Consider the following 17,142-nt stretch of genomic DNA (forward strand, 5'->3'; position numbering starts at 1 on the left):
CGCGTACGGAAAGCCGTGTGCATTGAAAGGTGCCCGCACGGTTTGGAGGGAGGCGTAGGGATATCCTCTCACGAGGTGTCCCGCGCCTACCCTACCGAGACGCTGCGCGGCTCGGTTCACGAGAGCCCGGTGCGGCTCTCGCCGCACGCGCCAAAACCTGAGCGAACGTGATGCAGGCAACGATACGAGAACCGCCCAGCATTTTCACAGGAGTCTCGCAATTATGGAAGAGAGCCCTGTGGGTGGAGTGAAAGCGAAGACGGGACGGGGCGAAAGAGGCACTCGCAGGAGGGTCAGCATAGCGCCGACGCGCAGCGGCGGGACCCAGGGCCGAGTGAGTGGCGAGACCGGTTAACAAGGCACCCGACCCGAAGGGCAGTGATAGCGACGCCGGCATGCAATGACGGCGGGCCCGAGGGCGAGTGCCTCCGGCGAGCGACTCAATGCGGCTTCACGTCTGCTTGGTATCAATTTTGCTTTTGTGATATCGTCTCACTCGTGCGCATGTCGATGCACGGCGTGGGCATGTTCACTGAGAGCCAATTCTTACAGAGGACGACATGGCCAAGAAAGCGAAGAAGGCAAAGAAGACCGCGAAGGCAGCTACCAAGAAGGTGGCAAAGAAGACTTCAAAGAAAAAGAAGTAGTCGTATCGGCTACTGATCTATCGCCGCCTCCGGGTCGCAACCCGGATGAAAAGCGAGACCTCCCAAAGGATATGAAGCGTCCTTTGCAGCCGTTCGGTATCGCGGCACGCTAAGATAAGGCCGGACCTTTGTGCAGGTGGCTGCTGCATAAAGGTCCGGTTTTTCGTTTCTGCACCGCGAGGAGCATGCTCTGCTCGTGCGCGACGGATCGAAGCCGCAAGGCCGAGACGCTGCGCGGCTCGGTTCACGAGAGCCCGGTGTGGCGACAGCCGCACGCGCAAAACGGATAAGACGTCTGAAATATCGGAAAGCAGTTTCTTCAGTTCGTTCTCGCCCACCCTGGCATCTGGCCGGCTGGAAAAGTCGACCTTTGAAGGACCACGAGATCCCACGATCCGGAATCCCAGTCGTGTGTTAGGGATGGGGAACGTCTGCGGGACTAAACGATTCGTCTCAGCGTGGGAGAACCTTTCAATGCTGATGACCAAGCAGAGACGGCCAGTGATCCGCACCCTGCGCGGTTGGGCGATCAACGTGCTGAACGAAGCTGGCGCCATCCGCGAGTGCGAGGAGCACGGTTGGATGCAGGACCGGGCCGATCCGCATGCCCGAGAGCGAGCCTTCGATATCGCCCGTCGAGATCCGCCAGCAGACGTATCCTGTCAAGCAGCGGAAGCCGCGCTTCGCGACGTGCTGGACTCGATTGGTGATGCCTGCCCAGAATGTCCCCCTGACGAGGAGGACCGGCGCTAGGTCCGACGCCGACCGATCTCCGAGTCAGCGGCCTAACCGTTTCTCTACGCGCTTGCGCGCGTTGCCGACCTTCTTGACGGCCTTTTTCACCGCTTGCGCCGACTTTCCAGTCTTCTTTGCCTCGTACTGCACTTCGTAGTCCTGCCCGCCGGCCACCCGCGCCCGGTCCTGTTTTCGTCCGCGCGCCGTCTTGCTCTTCTTCGCTCCTGCCATGGATGTCTCCTCCTGTTGTGACATCGAAGGCAACGCGACAAGGATTCGCAGGTTCCGGAACGATTCGAACTGTGCCAATTTGAATCGGCTGAAGCGTGGAGTTCTTCAGTGGCGTTTCACGCGTAAAAAGTCCGGCAGCTATCGGCGTCAAGGCGCTTTCCCCGGCTTCATCGAACCGGCCCTGTCACTTCGAGCGAAAAGGTGCCGTCCGTGCATTACGCAACACGCTCTGAAGGATTGGCCCTTGAATGAGCCGGACGTCGACCCTGCCCAAACGCTTACAGCCGATGCTCGCTACGCTCACCGACGCGCCATTCGATGACTCCGGCTGGGTTTTCGAGGATAAGTACGATGGCTTCCGGATGATTGCCGAAATCCGGCGGGGCAAGGTTGCGCTCTACAGCCGCAACGGGAAGATCATCAGCCGTAGCTATATCGAGGTCGCCAAAGCGCTGGAGGGCGTGAGGGGCGATGCCGTGATCGACGGCGAGCTCGTCGCAATCGGAAAGGACGGCGTCTCGCATTTCCAGCTGCTTCAGAACGCGCTCCGTCATGAAGCGAAGCTCCTGTATTGCGCCTTCGATCTCATGTTTCAGGACACAGTTGACTTACGCAAACAGCCTCTGCTCGAGCGCAAGGAGAGGCTGAAAGCGATCCTGCCGAGCCACCGGCTGATCGCCTTCAGCCGTCACCGCAAAGCGAACGGCACGAAATTCTTCGCCGAGGCCGAGCGGAAGGGTCTGGAAGGTATCATGGCGAAGCGCGCCAACAGCGCGTATGCGTCCGGAAGCCGGACGGCGGATTGGCTGAAGATCAAGACAGCAAAGCGGCAGGAGGTGGTGATCGCGGGCTTCACGGCGCCGAGGCGCACCAGGCCATTCTTCGGCGCCCTGGTCCTCGCCGTGCGGGAAGACGACACATGGCGCTATATCGGACATGTCGGCACTGGCTTCAGCCACAAGGTCCTGGCAGACCTCCATGCCAAGCTCGTGAAGCTGACGACCCCGAAATCACCCTTCCCTGCCAAAGTGAAGGACGAGGCCGCCACGACCTGGGTCAGGCCCTCGTTGGTTGCCGAGGTCAAATTCGCGGAGTGGACGGGCAAGGGCGAACTGCGCCAGCCCGTCTACCTTGGGCTCAGGTCCGACAAGCGGGCGAAGGAGGTCGTGCGCGAGCGAGAACGTCCGCGCAAATAGCGCTTCCCTCCGGGAGTAACCCGGCAAACGGAAGGATCGACGCACTCGCCTCCTCCGGCCCCCCGCAGTGGGCACTCAATCGCCTCCAAGGTCGTGGATTTCCGGTCGCATGCCGTCAGGCGTAAGTTCGAGCGTCGCAAACGTGATCGGCAGCTTGAAACGCCGAGGTCCCGCGCTTCCGGGGTTCAGATAGAGAACGCTATCGACCGTGTCGATCTTCGGCACGTGGGAATGCCCGGAGACGATGACGTCGATGCCGCCACCGGGATCGGCCTTCAGCGTCTTCAAGTCGTGCAGAACGTAGATCGACTTTCCCGCCAGGCGCACAAGGTTTGTGTCGGGGTAGTCGCGAGCCCACTCGCCACCATCCACGTTTCCACGAATGGCCGTGACGGGCGCGATTCGGCGAAGCGCGTCGACGATCTCCGGGCGCCCGATGTCGCCGGCATGGATGATGTGATCGACGCCCGTCAGACCTCGTTCCGCCTCGGGCCTCAACAGACCGTGCGTGTCCGAAATAATTCCAATCCTGAACATCATTTGACGGCGCTCTCAATCGCGATTGCCAGTAGACGATCGAGAAACTCTACCTGAGCGGACAGCATCTTGGTCCGCGCCATCTCGATATCAAACCATTCCGCGCGGTCGACTTCGGGAAAACTCTGGCGTCGACCGCTTCTGGGCGGCCATTCGATATCGAACCTATTGCTGGTCAGCGCCGCCGGGTCAAAATGGCCCTCGCCGGCGAATGCGATGACGCGCTTCCCTCCTCGCTGTCGGACTTCCCCTAGCGCCTTGAGTGGGCCAATCGAAGCGCTTGGGCCGAGTTCTTCGGCAAATTCGCGTCGAGCGACGTGCTCCGGAGCATCATTGGCATCGATTTCGCCCTTTGGAATGGACCAGGCGCCATCATCCTTCTTACCCCAGAACGGACCGCCGGGATGAACGAGCAGTACCTCGAGCCCACGAGCGCCCTTGCGGTATGCGAGAATGCCCGCGCTCCAGGTCGATCTGCTGGAAGTCTTTTTCACCGCAGCCATATCGCTCCTGCTTTGCAGAGCAATCGAGATTCGGCGAGCCGTCGCCCCACCATGCCGGACCGCGCTCGCCGAGCGCCTGCTTGGCCCGTCCACTGCCCTGTGCACCGTTGCTTCGGCCTCGCGGTCGGCCGCCTTCCTGGCGCGCGCGCCGACCCGCCGGGCCGCCATTGGACGGCCGACGAGAGCATCTCGCGTGACCACGTCGAGATTGGGATTTCCCATTCGCCAAAGCCTGCCGCGGACGACGAGGTAATGGCCGTCCGGCGTCACCGGATGCTTCACGACACCTAAGCCGACTTCCGCTGCGGTTTGGCTGCCGGCTTCTTCGCCGCGGTCTCCTTCGCCGGCTTCTTGCCTGCGATCGGCATCAGCATTTCCTTCTGCCCGGCCGCCGCCTTGCGCGGCTTTTTTCCGGATTTCTTGGGTGCCTCTGTCGCGGACGCGCCCTCTCTTCCGATGCTCTTTCGCAGCGCGTCCATCAGGTCCACGACGTTCTCGCCGCGGGGACGCGCTTTCGCGGTGATGGGTTTGCCGGCGCGCTTCTGATTGATGAGATCGATGAGGGCGGTTTCGTATTGGTCTTCGAACTTGTCCGGCTCGAAATGTGCCGCCTTCTGATTGACGATGTGCTTGGCAAGATCAAGCATGTCCTTGGTGACTTTGACATCCTGGATATCGTCGAAATACTCGTCCGCGGATCGAACTTCGTAGGGATAGCGTAGCAGCGTACCCATCAGCCCCTTGTCGAGCGGCTCTAGCGCGATGATGTGCTCGCGATTGGTCAGCACCACGCGGCCGATTGCAACCTTGTTCATCTCGCGGATGGTTTCTCGAATGACGGCAAAGGCATCGTGCCCGACTTTACCGTCAGGACGCAGGTAGTAGGGGCGGATGAGATATCGCGGATCGATCTCGCTGCGGTCGACGAACTCGTCGATCTCGATGGTTCGCGTCGATTCCAGCGCGACGTTCTCGAGCTCCTCCTTGGTCACTTCGATGAATGTATCTGTATCAACCTTGTAGCCCTTGACGATATCCTCGTTGTCGACTTCCTCGCCGGTGTCGGCATCGACCTTGGCGTATTTGATGCGGTGACCGGTCTTTCGGTTGAGCTGATTGAACGAGACCTTTTCGGATTCCGAGGTGGCTGGATAAAGCGCGACGGGACAGGTGACGAGGGAAAGACGCAGGAAGCCTTTCCAGTTAGCGCGGGGGGCCATGCCGGGGAACTCCGATACTAATACCGGATTCAAGACGAACGACCGGGCTTGGTTCCGACATCGCGACCTGTCCCACAGAAGGATTTTTCTCAGCGGTGGCTTGGTCGGACTCGACATTTGTTCCTGTTATGTTCTAATTCAGGCATGACCGAGCGACCCGCGAGCTGGCGCATGCCGACCCCGAAACAGATGGAAAAACTGGCCGTTGAAGCCGATCGTAGACGAGCGCCGTCCGCTGCGGGTCCAGATGCTCCCCTCCCGGCCGAATATTGGGAATCGGTCCTCCAAGATCCTCGCGCCGGCGCGACCCTGGCCCAGGCCCGACAGCGACGCCTTTCGGAAATTAAGGGTCACGTACTGCGCGTCTCATGCCGCCGCTGCGAGCGGACCGTGGAAATCCAGACCGCCGATGCCGTCCGCTTGTATGGCGGCAACGCGCTCTGGAAGGACGTGGCGCAGCGGTTGCTCGACAACACCTGCCAGCAGCGCACTGGCAGGCATGAAGAAGACGGGTGCTGGCCAGCGTTCGAGACGCCGTAGTGCTCTGGATTTGCCGATCCGATCTCTTTGCGCCTGGATGTCCGGATGGCCCCGAAGTATCACCCTACGCCCCTGTCGGGCGGCGATCGCAGGGCTCTGGCGAAAGAGCTCGGCAAGGCACGCGCGATGGCTAACATCCTTGCTACCCAATCGGCGGAGATGCGGGCCAAGGGCGAGGCGATGATCCAGCAAGCCGACAGGCTGCTTTGCGAAAGCTGGAACGAGCGGATGTGGAGTGACGGCGAACCGATCGATCCGTCGCCGACCATCGATCAGGCCGTGAACGGAGGCTTCCCCTGGCTGGAGATCAGGTGCGCGCGCTGCAAGACGCCAAGCGACGTGGACCTCGCGGCGATGAAGCACCCGCCGGCTACTTTCGTGCACGATCTCGCCAGCCGGCTGCGCTGCCGCAAATGCGCCAAGGCGGGCCGGCGTCCATCCGCGACTCTGCTACAGTTGACGTGGCAGCCGCGCCACCCTCGAACCGAATCCTGACCGATGTGCAATCTTTATTCGATCACGACCAATCAGGCTGCCATCAGCGCGCTGTTTCGCGTCGTGAACCGATACGTCGGCAACCTGGCGCCGATGCCGGGGGTTTTTCCCGATTACATGGCGCCGATCGTGCGGAACGGGGCCGAGGGCCGCGAACTCGCTACGGCGCGGTGGGGAATGCCATCGTCATCGAAGGCGTTGATGGACGCCACCAAGAAACGGGCCGAAAAGCTGCAGGCCAAGGGCAAGACGGTCGATTTCAAGGAATTGCTCAGAATGGAGCCGGACGGCGGAACGACCAACATCCGCAATGTCAAGAGCAAACACTGGGCGCGCTGGCTCGGCGTCGAGAACCGTTGCGTGGTGCCATTCAATTCCTTCAGCGAATTCAACAAGGCCGAGGGCGGCGACATCTGGTTCGCGCTCGATGAAACACGTCCACTCGCCTGCTTCGCCGGCATCTGGACCAACTGGACGTCGGTCCGGAAGGTCAAGGAAGGCGAGACGACCAACGACCTCTACGCATTCCTCACGACGGAGCCGAACGCCGAGGTCGGCGCCATCCACCCCAAGGCGATGCCTGTAATCCTGATGACGCCCGAAGAAGTCGATGCCTGGATGACGGCGCCGCCGGAGGCGGCGCTGAAACTGCAGCGGCCGCTGCCGGATGGATCGCTCCGGATCGTCGCCCGCGGCGTGAAGGAAGATCCTGCCGCCTCGGCGGATGAGTTACGGTCATGAAAGTTGAGGCGTCACTCCCTCGGGCGCAACACGCTGATCAGATCGCCAGCAACACGCCGCGAGCCGGCAATCCGGTCGACGCACTCACTGCCCTCGAATACAGTTGCACCTGCCGAACGTAACGATCATGGGCCTCAGCAAGCTCCCGATCCGTCTTGAAGTCCACCACTATCCATCCGGCGAAATCGGGCAGATCCTCTCGAAAAGCGAGGTCAACGACCCCTTCGACGAGGACTTCGTCTTGCATTAGCATTACCGGGATTTCCCGGCGCAATCGGCCGACTTTCGCCGCGTTCGCAGCTCGTTGCAATAGGGGATGCGCCTTGGCACGAGAGACGGTCGCAACCGCTGCGTCGATCTCTTCCTTCGTCGCGCCGACGATCTTGCCCTGAACAGTGGCGATCGCCGCTAGGTCAACACTGGACGACTGTAGGTCGATCAACGCCAGCACAGCGTGAACAAGTGTTCCAAAGCGTCGCCCCCCAGGACGATCAGTGCCATCCCGTGCCACCACGTGCACCTCGACGGCCTCAGCGCGCGGCTGTTGTGCTTCCCCGTCTTGAGACAACGAAGTGATTGTTCGCGTCCGCAATGTTGGCAACGATGATTTTGCCAACATCGTAAGTCGTTGCGCCTGCCAGGCATCATGTCTCCGAACGCTGTCAGTGGCAGTAATCTCGCCGGGATCCACTTCCAGAAGTCTCTGATGGCGAAGCGGCGCCAATTCTTCGGTCTGGAGATTGAGGGCAGCGGGGTCCCACCATGTGACCGGCACGTTGCCAGGTTCCCGCAGATGCAGGCCCGGCCTCACCGATCCGGACAGTGGCGGTTTGCCCTTTGGACCGCGGTCGAGGACGCTCTCTTCTCCGAAAGTTGGGCATCCAGCCGCAGGAACTGATGTCCGGCGCGCCGCATCCGCCGGATACAAAAGAGGGTTGAGGCTTTCGAACCATCCATCGATCGGTTCATCGCCGCAGGTCGGGACGACCAGAAGATCGCGGGCCCGCGTCGCAGCGACGTAAGCTACACGCACGGCTTCGGCCCGATCACGCTTCAGCTCGAGATCACTAGCTTCCAAAAGTTCGACTGGCGACGCCCCGCAGATTTGCTCCAACCAAATAGAACGGCTGGCATCAATGTGTCGGCTTGGGCGATCGCGCGAGGAGGGACAGGTTGGATCGCCAAGAATCACGACAGGAAACTCCAATCCTTTAGCCTTGAACACGGTCATTACGCGAACGCCTTCAGTCCCCTCCTCAACGATAGGAGCTTCGTCAACTCCACCACGCTCGGCGTCGATTTCGATGCTCTCGACGAACGCGCGGAACGAGGACGCGGTTCGCTCAAATCGCCGGGCTGTGTCTATCAGTCGTTGGCAATTGGCGAGCGCCTGTTCACCATTTTGCCAAAGAGCAATGCCAGCCTGCGCCCGGACTGCTTGCAAAAGCATCGTCAACGTTTCCGCAATCGGTCGGCTGTTACGGCCAGCGTGAAGTTGCCGAAGGAGATCAAGGGCGTCGGCCACCTCCAGCGCCGCCGGCCGGAGAGTGGCGCGATCGGCAACTCGCGTTGGATCGAGCCGCCGAATTATCAGGTTCCCTTCTTCATTGATTGACTGGCGATAGAGGAGAAGTGACTCGTCGCTCAAGGCGAACAGGGGGCCCCGGAGAGTCGCAAACACTTTGAGCTCATCGTCCGGCCATTCGATCGCAGTGACAGCATTTCGTAGCGCGACGACCTCCTCGCGGTCATGGAACGACCGACCGCCCACCAGCACGTGAGGTATGCGTCGGGCTTCCAGTTCGCGCACATATGGTCGCGTCACGTCAGTCCGGAAATTACGGAAACGGCGGAATAGAATGGCAATATGGCGAGGTCGGATCGCAGTTTCCTGGCCTGCCTCGTCGACCGTCCATCCGCTTTCGTTGACTAACCAATCAACGAAAGCACCCACGACGCCCGGCAAGGACTCGTTGATGCGCCAGTCGGTAACTTTACCGAAGTCTCCGTAGGGTCGCGGGGCAGGCAGTGCAACGATCGTCGGGCGGCCGCTCACCTCGGCTCGCGCTTGTTCCAGCGGAACGTAACCGTCAGCCTCTTCATCTGCGGCGATGGCGGGCGCGAACGCCGAGTTGATGAATGCCTGAATTGACGGCGTCGCGCGAAAGCTCGTAGTCAGATGAAGCAATTCAGCGCCTGTGCCGAGCAGGAGCCTCTTGATTTCTGCGTACAGCGCGACGTCCGCGCGTCGAAACCGATAGATGGACTGCTTCGGATCACCGACCAGGAACAGCTTTCCGGGCACGGCTCGACAGCCCGCCAATCCGTTACCGCGTGATCGTCGGCGGCAAGCAACATAAGAATTTCCGCCTGAAGCGGATCGGTGTCTTGAAACTCGTCGACAAAGAAATGAGAGAAACGGCCCTGCAGCTCCTTTCGGACCTTCTCATCGTTGCGGACGAGATTGCGCATCTTGATCAGCAAGTCCAGGAAGTCGAGAGAGCCCGTCTTCGACTTCAAGGATTCATAGTCCACGATCGCCTCTTGCAGGGCGTCGTGCACCAGAGGAGCAAGATCGGCGTCACTCGAGGCTACAAACGCCTTGAGCTTAGTCCGCACGCCGTCCCGGCGCGCCAGGACCTCGTCGCGGGACAGACGTCCGAATGTCGTCCTCGGAGCGCCCTTGTGATCCCAACCCTTGAACCGTCGTCGGTTCGTGGCAAGGTCGCGGAGATCCGCTTCAAGTCCGTCGTAATCGCGTCCGCGGACAGCTTCGAGACGTGTTGCCTCCCTGACGAAGGAAGCGATTTCAGCCAGATTGCGCGCGAGATAGTCGTCCGTCCAGGAGCTCAAGGACGCCAGCTCGCCAACTTCCGCCAACTCGTCGAGCAAAACGTCGATTGCCTTCTGGCGATCGAACGCATCCCGCCGCCAAGCCTGCGCGAAATCACGGTGGTTGCACAGCGCGTGCATCGCCATCCGGAGCTGTTCGTGCGGAGGCTCGCCGCCGGACCTCCTTCGCAGGATTCTCCTCGGGCCCTCGGGGGGATCCGCCAGGATCCTTTGCAGCCATCGCTCGAACGTCTGATCCGCGATCGCCTCGGCCGCCGCGTCATCGAGCATCTTGAAGGCAGGATCTATGCCTGCCTCCACGGGCCGTTCGCCCAAAAGGTCCCCGCAGAACGCATGGATCGTTCCGATATGCGCGAGCTCAAGCTCTTCGAGTGCTTTGTCGAGGCGATTCCGCTCCGCCGGGCCGGCATGGAGCCGAGCCTTTTCGAGCTCAAGGCGAAGGCGCAGCTTCATTTCGCCCGCGGCCTTTTCCGTAAACGTCACCGCGACGATGCGGGCCAACGTCCCTTTTCCGCTACGGATCAGGCCGACGATCCTGCCGACTAAGACCGTCGTCTTCCCCGTCCCTGCCGCGGCTTCGACGAAGAAGGTCGTTTCGTAGTCACTGAGAATCCGATCGCGCGCCTTGGCGTCAACTAGTTCGGTCATTCCCAAGCCCTCAGCGTCTTCAGCGTGTCAAGGTCGCTTTGAGGTTTTCGTCCCGAACGAATCTCCTCATAGGGACCGCAAACGGCCCGATAGTCACAGTGCCCGCACTGCCCTTCAGCGGGCGCCGCCGGGAGGAACGGTCTTTCGATGGCCCGTCCGATGATGGTCGCCACATCGAGCGCAGCGTCGCGCGCGTGCTGGTCGAGAGCAACGATTTGCTCAGAAAACTGACCTGTCGAAGTGCAGAAGTACAGGCGCCCCTCGGAGACCTTGTCGTCCTTGAATATTTTCTCCGCAGCTAGCGCGTACAAGACGGGTTGCAACGACTTCCCGCCGTCTATGACCACCTCGCCCACCACGGCGTTCCTTCCGGTCTTGTGATCGACGACTCTTAGCAAGCCGCTCGGATGGCGCTCCACAAGATCGATCGAGCCGCGAAGCCGAATGCCGCAGTCCAGCAGAACAGCGTCCGATACTGATCTCGGGTCTGCCTCGCCTCGGTCGGCACCCGAAGCGAGCCCGAACGAGAGTTCGAAATGCTTGGGAACGAAGCCTGACGTATCCTCGCTCATCCGTCGCAGCCACTCGCGGAGATCGGCCCGGATTTCGGTCACGGCGTTCTGCCAGACCTGATCGATGGCCGGCGCTAACTCGTCCTCGTAGCGATCGGTCACCTCTACCATGACCTCTTCGAGCAAGGCTCCCGCCCGTTCGAGATTGCCCGGGCGTACGGGCAATAGCCTCTCCGCTGTCAAGCGGGCGAACAAGGCGAACTGGACGTCATGAATCAGGGAGCCACGCTGGAGCGGATTAAGATCGTCGATCGCAAATGCGATATCACGAGGTGCGATTCTCTGAATGGCGTGAAGAAAGAAGCTGTATGGGCAGCGCGAGAAGGTCTGCAGCGCAGTCGGCGAATATCCACGAGCGTTGAGCGCGTGCTTGGCCATCAGAGATCGGACATCGGCCGAGGAACTGAGTAGCCCGTCCGCGACCGTCCAGCCCCGATTCCATCGCTGATAGCGGTTGCGCAAGGCTCGCGCGAGATACGGATTGGCCCCCAAGAGATAGCGCGCGCGGCCCGCGCCCCCGTCCGTCATACCCATCAGCCCGCCGAGGACCGCGAGATCGTGCTCCGCGTCGTCGATGGCCTCGTTCGGATCGTCCGGTGCCGGCCAACCGAGCCGGCTCGCAGCTACCGTCTCTGCTCGGCGCGTAAGTTCGGCGAAATCCGGCAGCCTGCCCTCCGCCGATCTCACAGCTTCCAGCGCGTAGAACGAGGGAACACGCGGACGCGATTGATCGAGATCGACGCGTGGGTAGGAGAAAAACATGCGCCGTTCGGCCGCGCCCACGGCAAGCACCAGCGCAAGCCGCTCCTGGTCGAGTCGGGACCGATTGGTCGCCAGACCGCTGCCGAGCTGCGCGCGGACGACATCGAGCAAGATCGGCTCCTCGACGATTTTTTTGGGAAACATCTTTTCCGCCAAGCCCGGGACGAAAACCGCCTCGAAGCTCAGTCCTCGAGCCGACTCAATGGTTCCAACAAAGAGCTTTCCGTACCGCTGCGAGGACGGCGGCTCAGCCGCCTCCAACAGAAGGCTTCTGAGGACAGCAAGAATCTCGTCTAACGTCACCGGACCCACCGACGCCATCGGCTCTAGCTCTGCCAGCACGGCGAGCACGCGCTGCGGCCGCCTGAGGCTTCGGGCCGCAAGGGCGCTCAAGCGGTCGAGCCATTCTCGCCAGGTCGCGGAGATCGGCAGGTTTTCAAGTTCATCGATGAGCGGGAGGGCAAAGCAGGAAAACGCCGTGAGGTCGTCCAACTCACGGGAGATCGCAGCGGCTCGCGCCTCCTCCAGTCCTTCAGTTGCCTCGAGTCTACGGCGCAGATCATTCGCGAAGCCGTCAAGTCGCCTCCGCCAACGATTGCTTCCACCTATGACCGCAGCCTCGACGAGCAGCCGTTCCCATCGCCGTGGCGCCCTGAGATGCCCATCCCGCACGGGCCCATCCGAGGGTTCCGAGACAGCCGAGCTCTGCGCTGGCACCGTCGTTGAGTGGCTCGTGCCAGCTAAAATCGAGGCCGGAGCGGTCTCGGCGTCAGGCGCGACCCACAAATCGCCCCGGAGCGGCGCCTCGGGAGGTTCACCCGCGACCGCATCGGGCACCTGGCCTAGCGAAAGGTATTCGGCGAATCTTTGCGCCGAAAGACCTTCGCTGGCACAATCGAGCAAACAGCAAAACGCTCGCCCGGCGGGCTCCGGCCTCACGGCACCGCGCGCAAAATGAACGGGGATCGCTGACCGCGAAAACGCTTCGGCGAGATGCGAACGATAGAGATCGGCCGACCGCAATAAAACGGCCATCCGATCGAACGGAAGACCATCCCGAGCAAGCAGTAGAATGCGGCGCGCGATCTCGACGCATTCGCGCCCCTCCCCTGGCGCCGAGAATATCTCGATCTCATCGCCCCCCTCTATCTCCGGCGGCTTGTCATTCTCGTTGAAGAGATGACGTTGAAGCCGCGCCAGCGCGTCGTTCGGTTCGCCGGCAGTCAGATCCAGATCATGGGTTTTGAAGCCCAATCGATCGCGAAACTGATGCAGAGTTTCCGCGTCGCCTCCGGGTACCGTTACCAGCGTTTCCTGAGCAGCGGAAACGAATGTGGAAAGAAATCCGAACTCCGCTTCGGTGCGTACCGCGACGTCGAACAACAGCGCTGGTAGTCCGACGAGACGATGCCGATCCAATCGAGCAATCGCACTCGTTGCGAGCTCGAGCGTGCCGGACCAATCAATAAAGCCGCCTTCCGCCAATTCGCGTTCATACTCGCGAACGATCAGCGCCAAATCTGGAGCGACGACATCGAGCTCGGCCGAACGGACGCCGGCGGAACGCAACTCAGCCACCACGCCGGCTATCGCTCGCGGAAAGCCGGGCGTGTTGCTTACGCAAGCATACCGGCCGAGCTTTCGCTCGCCCCTCAAACGGTGGATCAGCCGCGTCGAGATCGCGTCCGCCCCAATTTTAGTGAGCGGCACCACTCCCCGGCTCGCGAGCTCTTGAGCCGCCACGATCGAGACAAGTTGCGAAAGACTGATTCGATGCCAACCGAATACCGCGCCCCTTCGAGAGGCAACCTGGCGCGCGAGTTCATTGGCGGCGTCGACCGTGGCGCCCACTACGAGGAGTTCTTCATCTCGCTCGCGCGCCTCAAGCCAAACGAGGGCGCGCTCTAACCGGCGACGACTGGAGACCGAAGTGACAGCAAGCAAGCTCATCTAGATAGGACCAAATCCATGGACATACGAAGAGCTCCAGAAGCAATCAACGAAATTGGGCACGCGCACCTGTTATCGGCAGACACTCCTAATCGCGAGGCACATCCTTCTGACGAACCGCATCTGGCGGTTCGTCGCGGAACGCTTTCTGGTTTGGCAGTGGCTCAGCTGCTCCCCCAAATAGGGAAGCGGCAAGCCGGTCACCATCTTCCTCGCGCTTCCATTCTCTACTCGATCGATTTTTCGACGAACCCGAGCGTATTAGCGTTCTCGATCAGCGTTCGGACCTTTGCTCGGTCGAGCCCCGATGGGACTTCCGCCTCGATCTCGAGCCGGAGTTTTACTTGGCTGTTCGGCAGTGTGGTCAGCTGCTCGACAATCGCCTCGACGATCTGATGAATGTCCTTCGCCGGCCGCTCTGCCGAGATCATCACGGCGCCTGAGAATCGCGTCGGTTTCTTTTCCGCGGGAGGTGCCGTCAGCTCGCCGGCAGACGGTTCCGGCACGTTGTCGCCGAGTCCCGTGGGGGTGCCTCCGGTCTTGGGCTGTGACGCCGCCGGCCTGTGCGCTTCCGCAATATCCGGCTTGATGATGATGCTGTCGCCATCGATGACCACCGCCGCGTTAGCTGCCCGTTCGATCGCGAGCCCTAGATAAGTCTCTGTCTTCTCATCCCATCGTTCAGCGTAGGCGAAGGGGCCGGGTAGCATGCCGCTGACCGCCGCCTGCACTGCCTTGATCAGGACTTCTTGGTTCTTCAGACGCGGCAGATAGATGTAACGGTTGAGGTACTCGCGTAAGTCCTTCAGCGACAGGTGTGGCTTACCATTCCAGATATATTTCTGGAGCTCGCGATCAAGCCGTGCCGGGCCTAGCTCTGTGAGCAAGCCTTCCTCTGCAACAAGCTTCTTGCTCGCCCGGACGAGCAGGCCATCCTGCGCCGGAATCTTGCCCGACACCCACTCCACGTCGGCCTGGGCGCTCTCCTGTGCCGGATAGTGCAGGTAGCACCACGCCTCTTTCAGGCGCGTCTTCATCGTTTCGTTGGTCTCCGAAAGCTTGGCTTCGGCGAGCTTCTTGTCACTGTCTCGAAGATCGAGGCGCGCGGAGTCACGGACAATTTCTCCCCAGGCGATAGCGCCTCTGACGGCATCCCTCAGATTATCTAACTGCCGCGCATCCGCAGCGATGAACACCAGCATGTTGCGATAGACGCGCGGCGTGCTGCCGCGCTGCATCAGGATGTCCCTTGCCTCGGACAGCGCTTGCGAGTTATCGCGCCCGTTGTGGGGATGTGCGACGCCCAGCACTACCGCCCGTACACCGCCGGCTTCATCAGGCACCTCGGCCGACGAGGCTGGCGCGACCTGCCGAGTGTCAAAGTGCCCCCGGTCTGCGAGACCGTTCACATATTTTCCGAGCTCCGAGTCGATCGTCACATCGACCAACGCCGCCTCGATCTGCGCCGCTTTATCCGCTGCGATGCGGTTAAGGCTGGCCGACATGGAGTACCAGTAGCGGCCAAGATCGGCGTGCATAAACTTGGCCTGGTTGGTCAGCCGCCGGAGCGCATCTCCGAAGATCGACGGCCGCTCGCCGGGCTGCACGACACCGAGATTGATCTGCCGGTCGTCGAGCCCGGTGTTCTGCTGCTGGTGAGTTGGGGCTGTTGCCATGAAGACCGCGCGGGCAACGCGCCTAGTGGCCGAGTAGCGGTTCAGGTTCGGCGCGGACTGGTCGATCTTGTAGGGGGTGGACGTCGTGCCATCGACATCGCCGGCGATGATCGACTGCCAACTTACATCGAGATAGTGCAACAGCTCCGGCTCGACGCGTGGCGAGCTGACTCCGACGCTGCCCGGCATGATTATCACGGAGGGATCGCCATTCATCCAAAGCTCGTGGATGACCTGCGCCATGAGCCGCAGCACGCCTCGCGTGCGCTGGAATTTTTCGAGCGAGCCCCAAGTTGTGTAGAGTTGGTCGAACAGCTCGGGGTGGATCGGATACGCTTTCTCCAGCTTACGGCGATAGTCTTCGTCCGCGCAGCCCTGAGGGAAGTCGTTGGCATTCTCGCGGTAGAGCTTGGCGAACTGTTTCAGCGTATTGTCGCGGTGATGGAACCTATCTCCCGGGATTTCCTTGAACAGCCGCCGCCTAACGATCTCATAGCTCTCCTCCTGGCTCGCCGGACGCCATGAGGATTCGACGCGGCTAAAGGTCTGCTTCAGGCGGGCCAGAGCTTCCTGACCGCCTTCGCCGCCGACCTCGATCTGAGACGCCGGCAGCGAGGCCACCAGCAGCGTCCGGGGGCTGGCCTTCACCGCCTCGGTGAGCGACTGGACGAAAGAAAGGTTCGCATCGAACGAGCCGGACGGCAGCCCATCGACCTTGTAGATCTGGCGCAGATAGGCGACCCATTCGTCGATCAGGATCAGGCTCGGTGCATACTTCTTAAAGATCGCTTCGAGCACGTTGGAGCCTGGGGCGATGCCGCTGGCGTCGTTCTCGGCGATCATATCGAAAGCCTCGGCGCCGCCGAGCTGCCAAGCCAGCTCGCCCCAGGTCGTGCGAATCTTCCGACCGCCGTCGGCGCTAAGGACGTCTTGCGGCCCGCGCGATGTGCCGACGAGAACGGCCCGCTTAATGCTCTTGGACGCGCTTACCCCATGCTTCTCCAGCAACTGGTCCAGCCCCGGTAGATCGCTGACTGCCGTCGGGCCCGCCATGTGATAGAGGGCGAGCATTGAGTGGGTCTTGCCGCCGCCGAAGTTGGTTTGCAGTTCGACCACCGGATCGCCGCCGTTGCCGGCAAGCCGCTTGGCGGCGCCTATCAGGAGCGCACTCAGGCCCTCGGTCAGATAGGTGCGGCTGAAGAACTGCTTCGGATCGCGATACTCCGCTGGCGCGCTACCTGAGTGCACCTTAGCGAGATCGGCCGCAAACTCGGCTTGCTGAAACTCGCCGGTTGCAACATCCTGGTGCGGCTCGACCACCTCGCGCCAGGGGAGCAGGCCTGCCACGGTCTCGACCGAAATTTCGAGACGTTGCGTCTTCCTGCGCTCTTCGTTTCGTTGAAGCTCGCTGAATTTCGTGCGTAGGATGGTGTCGCGCATCTTGGAGAGCTGGTCGGCCGTCTCACCGGCGCTAATTGCTTCCATCAGGCGGCGCATCGAGTCGAGCGCGCGTTCGGCGTCGTCATAGGTAAAGCTCTCGTTATGCGAGAGCTTGTTGCGCACGTCGCCCAGCTCGTTCACCAACGATCGCTCGGCGCGGCCAAGAACCGCCCTGAACGCCTCGTTCCAAAATCGGTCCATCACATTAAACAGCGCGGCCTGGTCCCAGCCGACTTCGCCGTTGCTGTTGGGGCGAAGGCTAGGCAGCTTTTCAAGCGCCTGGACCTGCCAACGCTCCTTGAGCGAGCTTTCGAGCCTCTTCTCGACGAAGGGGACGAGCGCCGCCGGAAGCAGCTCCATCCCTTCGAAAACATATTGCCGCGTACTCTTGGCCAC

The 17,142-nt window shown here is 61.4% G+C and carries 13 protein-coding genes; 5 read left to right on the plus strand and 8 right to left on the minus strand.

What is annotated here, in order from left to right; genetic code table 11:
- Positions 1–1,121 precede the first annotated feature (1,121 nt).
- Positions 1,122–1,400, plus strand: coding sequence for a hypothetical protein (locus BM374_RS24805; RefSeq protein ID WP_092298913.1), 279 nt, complete (start codon positions 1,122–1,124; stop codon positions 1,398–1,400).
- Positions 1,401–1,424: 24 nt separating this feature from the next.
- On the opposite strand, the gene BM374_RS24810 is transcribed toward BM374_RS24805, so the two are convergent.
- Positions 1,425–1,613, minus strand: a complete 189-nt coding sequence (locus tag BM374_RS24810) for a DUF3606 domain-containing protein (RefSeq protein WP_092298916.1) — start codon at positions 1,611–1,613, stop codon at positions 1,425–1,427.
- Positions 1,614–1,861: 248 nt separating this feature from the next.
- On the opposite strand from BM374_RS24810, the gene ligD reads away from it, so the two are divergent.
- Complete coding sequence (gene ligD / locus BM374_RS24815; RefSeq protein WP_092298081.1) at positions 1,862–2,809, plus strand: non-homologous end-joining DNA ligase; 948 nt, start codon at positions 1,862–1,864, stop codon at positions 2,807–2,809.
- Between the two features lie 75 nt (positions 2,810–2,884).
- On the opposite strand, the gene BM374_RS24820 is transcribed toward ligD, so the two are convergent.
- The 3 genes from BM374_RS24820 to ku form a co-directional block, all read right to left on the minus strand.
- Positions 2,885–3,349: a metallophosphoesterase family protein gene (locus tag BM374_RS24820; RefSeq protein WP_092298084.1), complete on the minus strand. Its 465-nt coding sequence runs from the start codon at positions 3,347–3,349 to the stop codon at positions 2,885–2,887.
- Positions 3,346–3,849: an NUDIX hydrolase gene (locus BM374_RS24825; protein ID WP_092298087.1), complete on the minus strand. Its 504-nt coding sequence runs from the start codon at positions 3,847–3,849 to the stop codon at positions 3,346–3,348. The genes BM374_RS24820 and BM374_RS24825 overlap by 4 nt, the downstream gene beginning before the upstream one ends.
- A gap of 287 nt (positions 3,850–4,136) precedes the next feature.
- Positions 4,137–5,069 carry a non-homologous end joining protein Ku gene (gene ku, locus BM374_RS24835; protein WP_092298093.1) on the minus strand — a complete coding sequence of 311 codons (933 nt, stop codon included), beginning with the start codon at positions 5,067–5,069 and terminating at the stop codon, positions 4,137–4,139.
- A 144-nt stretch (positions 5,070–5,213) separates the two neighbouring features.
- Between ku and BM374_RS24840 the strand changes: the two genes are divergently transcribed.
- Genes BM374_RS24840 through BM374_RS24850 form a run of 3 tightly spaced genes read left to right on the plus strand, consistent with a single transcriptional unit; the run spans position 5,214 to position 6,845 of the window.
- Positions 5,214–5,609 carry a hypothetical protein gene (locus BM374_RS24840; RefSeq protein WP_177248518.1) on the plus strand — a complete coding sequence of 132 codons (396 nt, stop codon included), beginning with the start codon at positions 5,214–5,216 and terminating at the stop codon, positions 5,607–5,609.
- A gap of 45 nt (positions 5,610–5,654) precedes the next feature.
- Positions 5,655–6,104: a hypothetical protein gene (locus BM374_RS24845; RefSeq protein ID WP_092298096.1), complete on the plus strand. Its 450-nt coding sequence runs from the start codon at positions 5,655–5,657 to the stop codon at positions 6,102–6,104.
- Positions 6,105–6,107: 3 nt separating this feature from the next.
- Positions 6,108–6,845, plus strand: coding sequence for an SOS response-associated peptidase (locus tag BM374_RS24850; protein ID WP_092298099.1), 738 nt, complete (start codon positions 6,108–6,110; stop codon positions 6,843–6,845).
- 37 nt (positions 6,846–6,882) lie between these two features.
- On the opposite strand, the gene BM374_RS39510 is transcribed toward BM374_RS24850, so the two are convergent.
- The 4 genes from BM374_RS39510 to BM374_RS24865 all read right to left on the minus strand — a co-directional run bounded on the left by BM374_RS39510 (position 6,883) and on the right by BM374_RS24865 (position 17,142).
- Positions 6,883–9,138: a UvrD-helicase domain-containing protein gene (locus BM374_RS39510; protein ID WP_349509999.1), complete on the minus strand. Its 2,256-nt coding sequence runs from the start codon at positions 9,136–9,138 to the stop codon at positions 6,883–6,885.
- Positions 9,021–10,346, minus strand: coding sequence for a UvrD-helicase domain-containing protein (locus BM374_RS39515; RefSeq protein WP_283807089.1), 1,326 nt, complete (start codon positions 10,344–10,346; stop codon positions 9,021–9,023). The genes BM374_RS39510 and BM374_RS39515 overlap by 118 nt, the downstream gene beginning before the upstream one ends.
- Entirely contained in the window at positions 10,343–13,630 is a 3,288-nt protein-coding gene (locus BM374_RS24860) for a PD-(D/E)XK nuclease family protein (protein ID WP_092298102.1), read from the minus strand. The genes BM374_RS39515 and BM374_RS24860 overlap by 4 nt, the downstream gene beginning before the upstream one ends.
- A 227-nt stretch (positions 13,631–13,857) precedes the next feature.
- Positions 13,858–17,142 (minus strand): DUF499 family protein, encoded by a 3,285-nt coding sequence (locus tag BM374_RS24865; protein WP_092298105.1) that lies wholly within the window; start codon positions 17,140–17,142, stop codon positions 13,858–13,860.

Source organism: Bradyrhizobium sp. Ghvi, assembly GCF_900115265.1.
Taxonomy (GTDB): domain Bacteria; phylum Pseudomonadota; class Alphaproteobacteria; order Rhizobiales; family Xanthobacteraceae; genus Bradyrhizobium.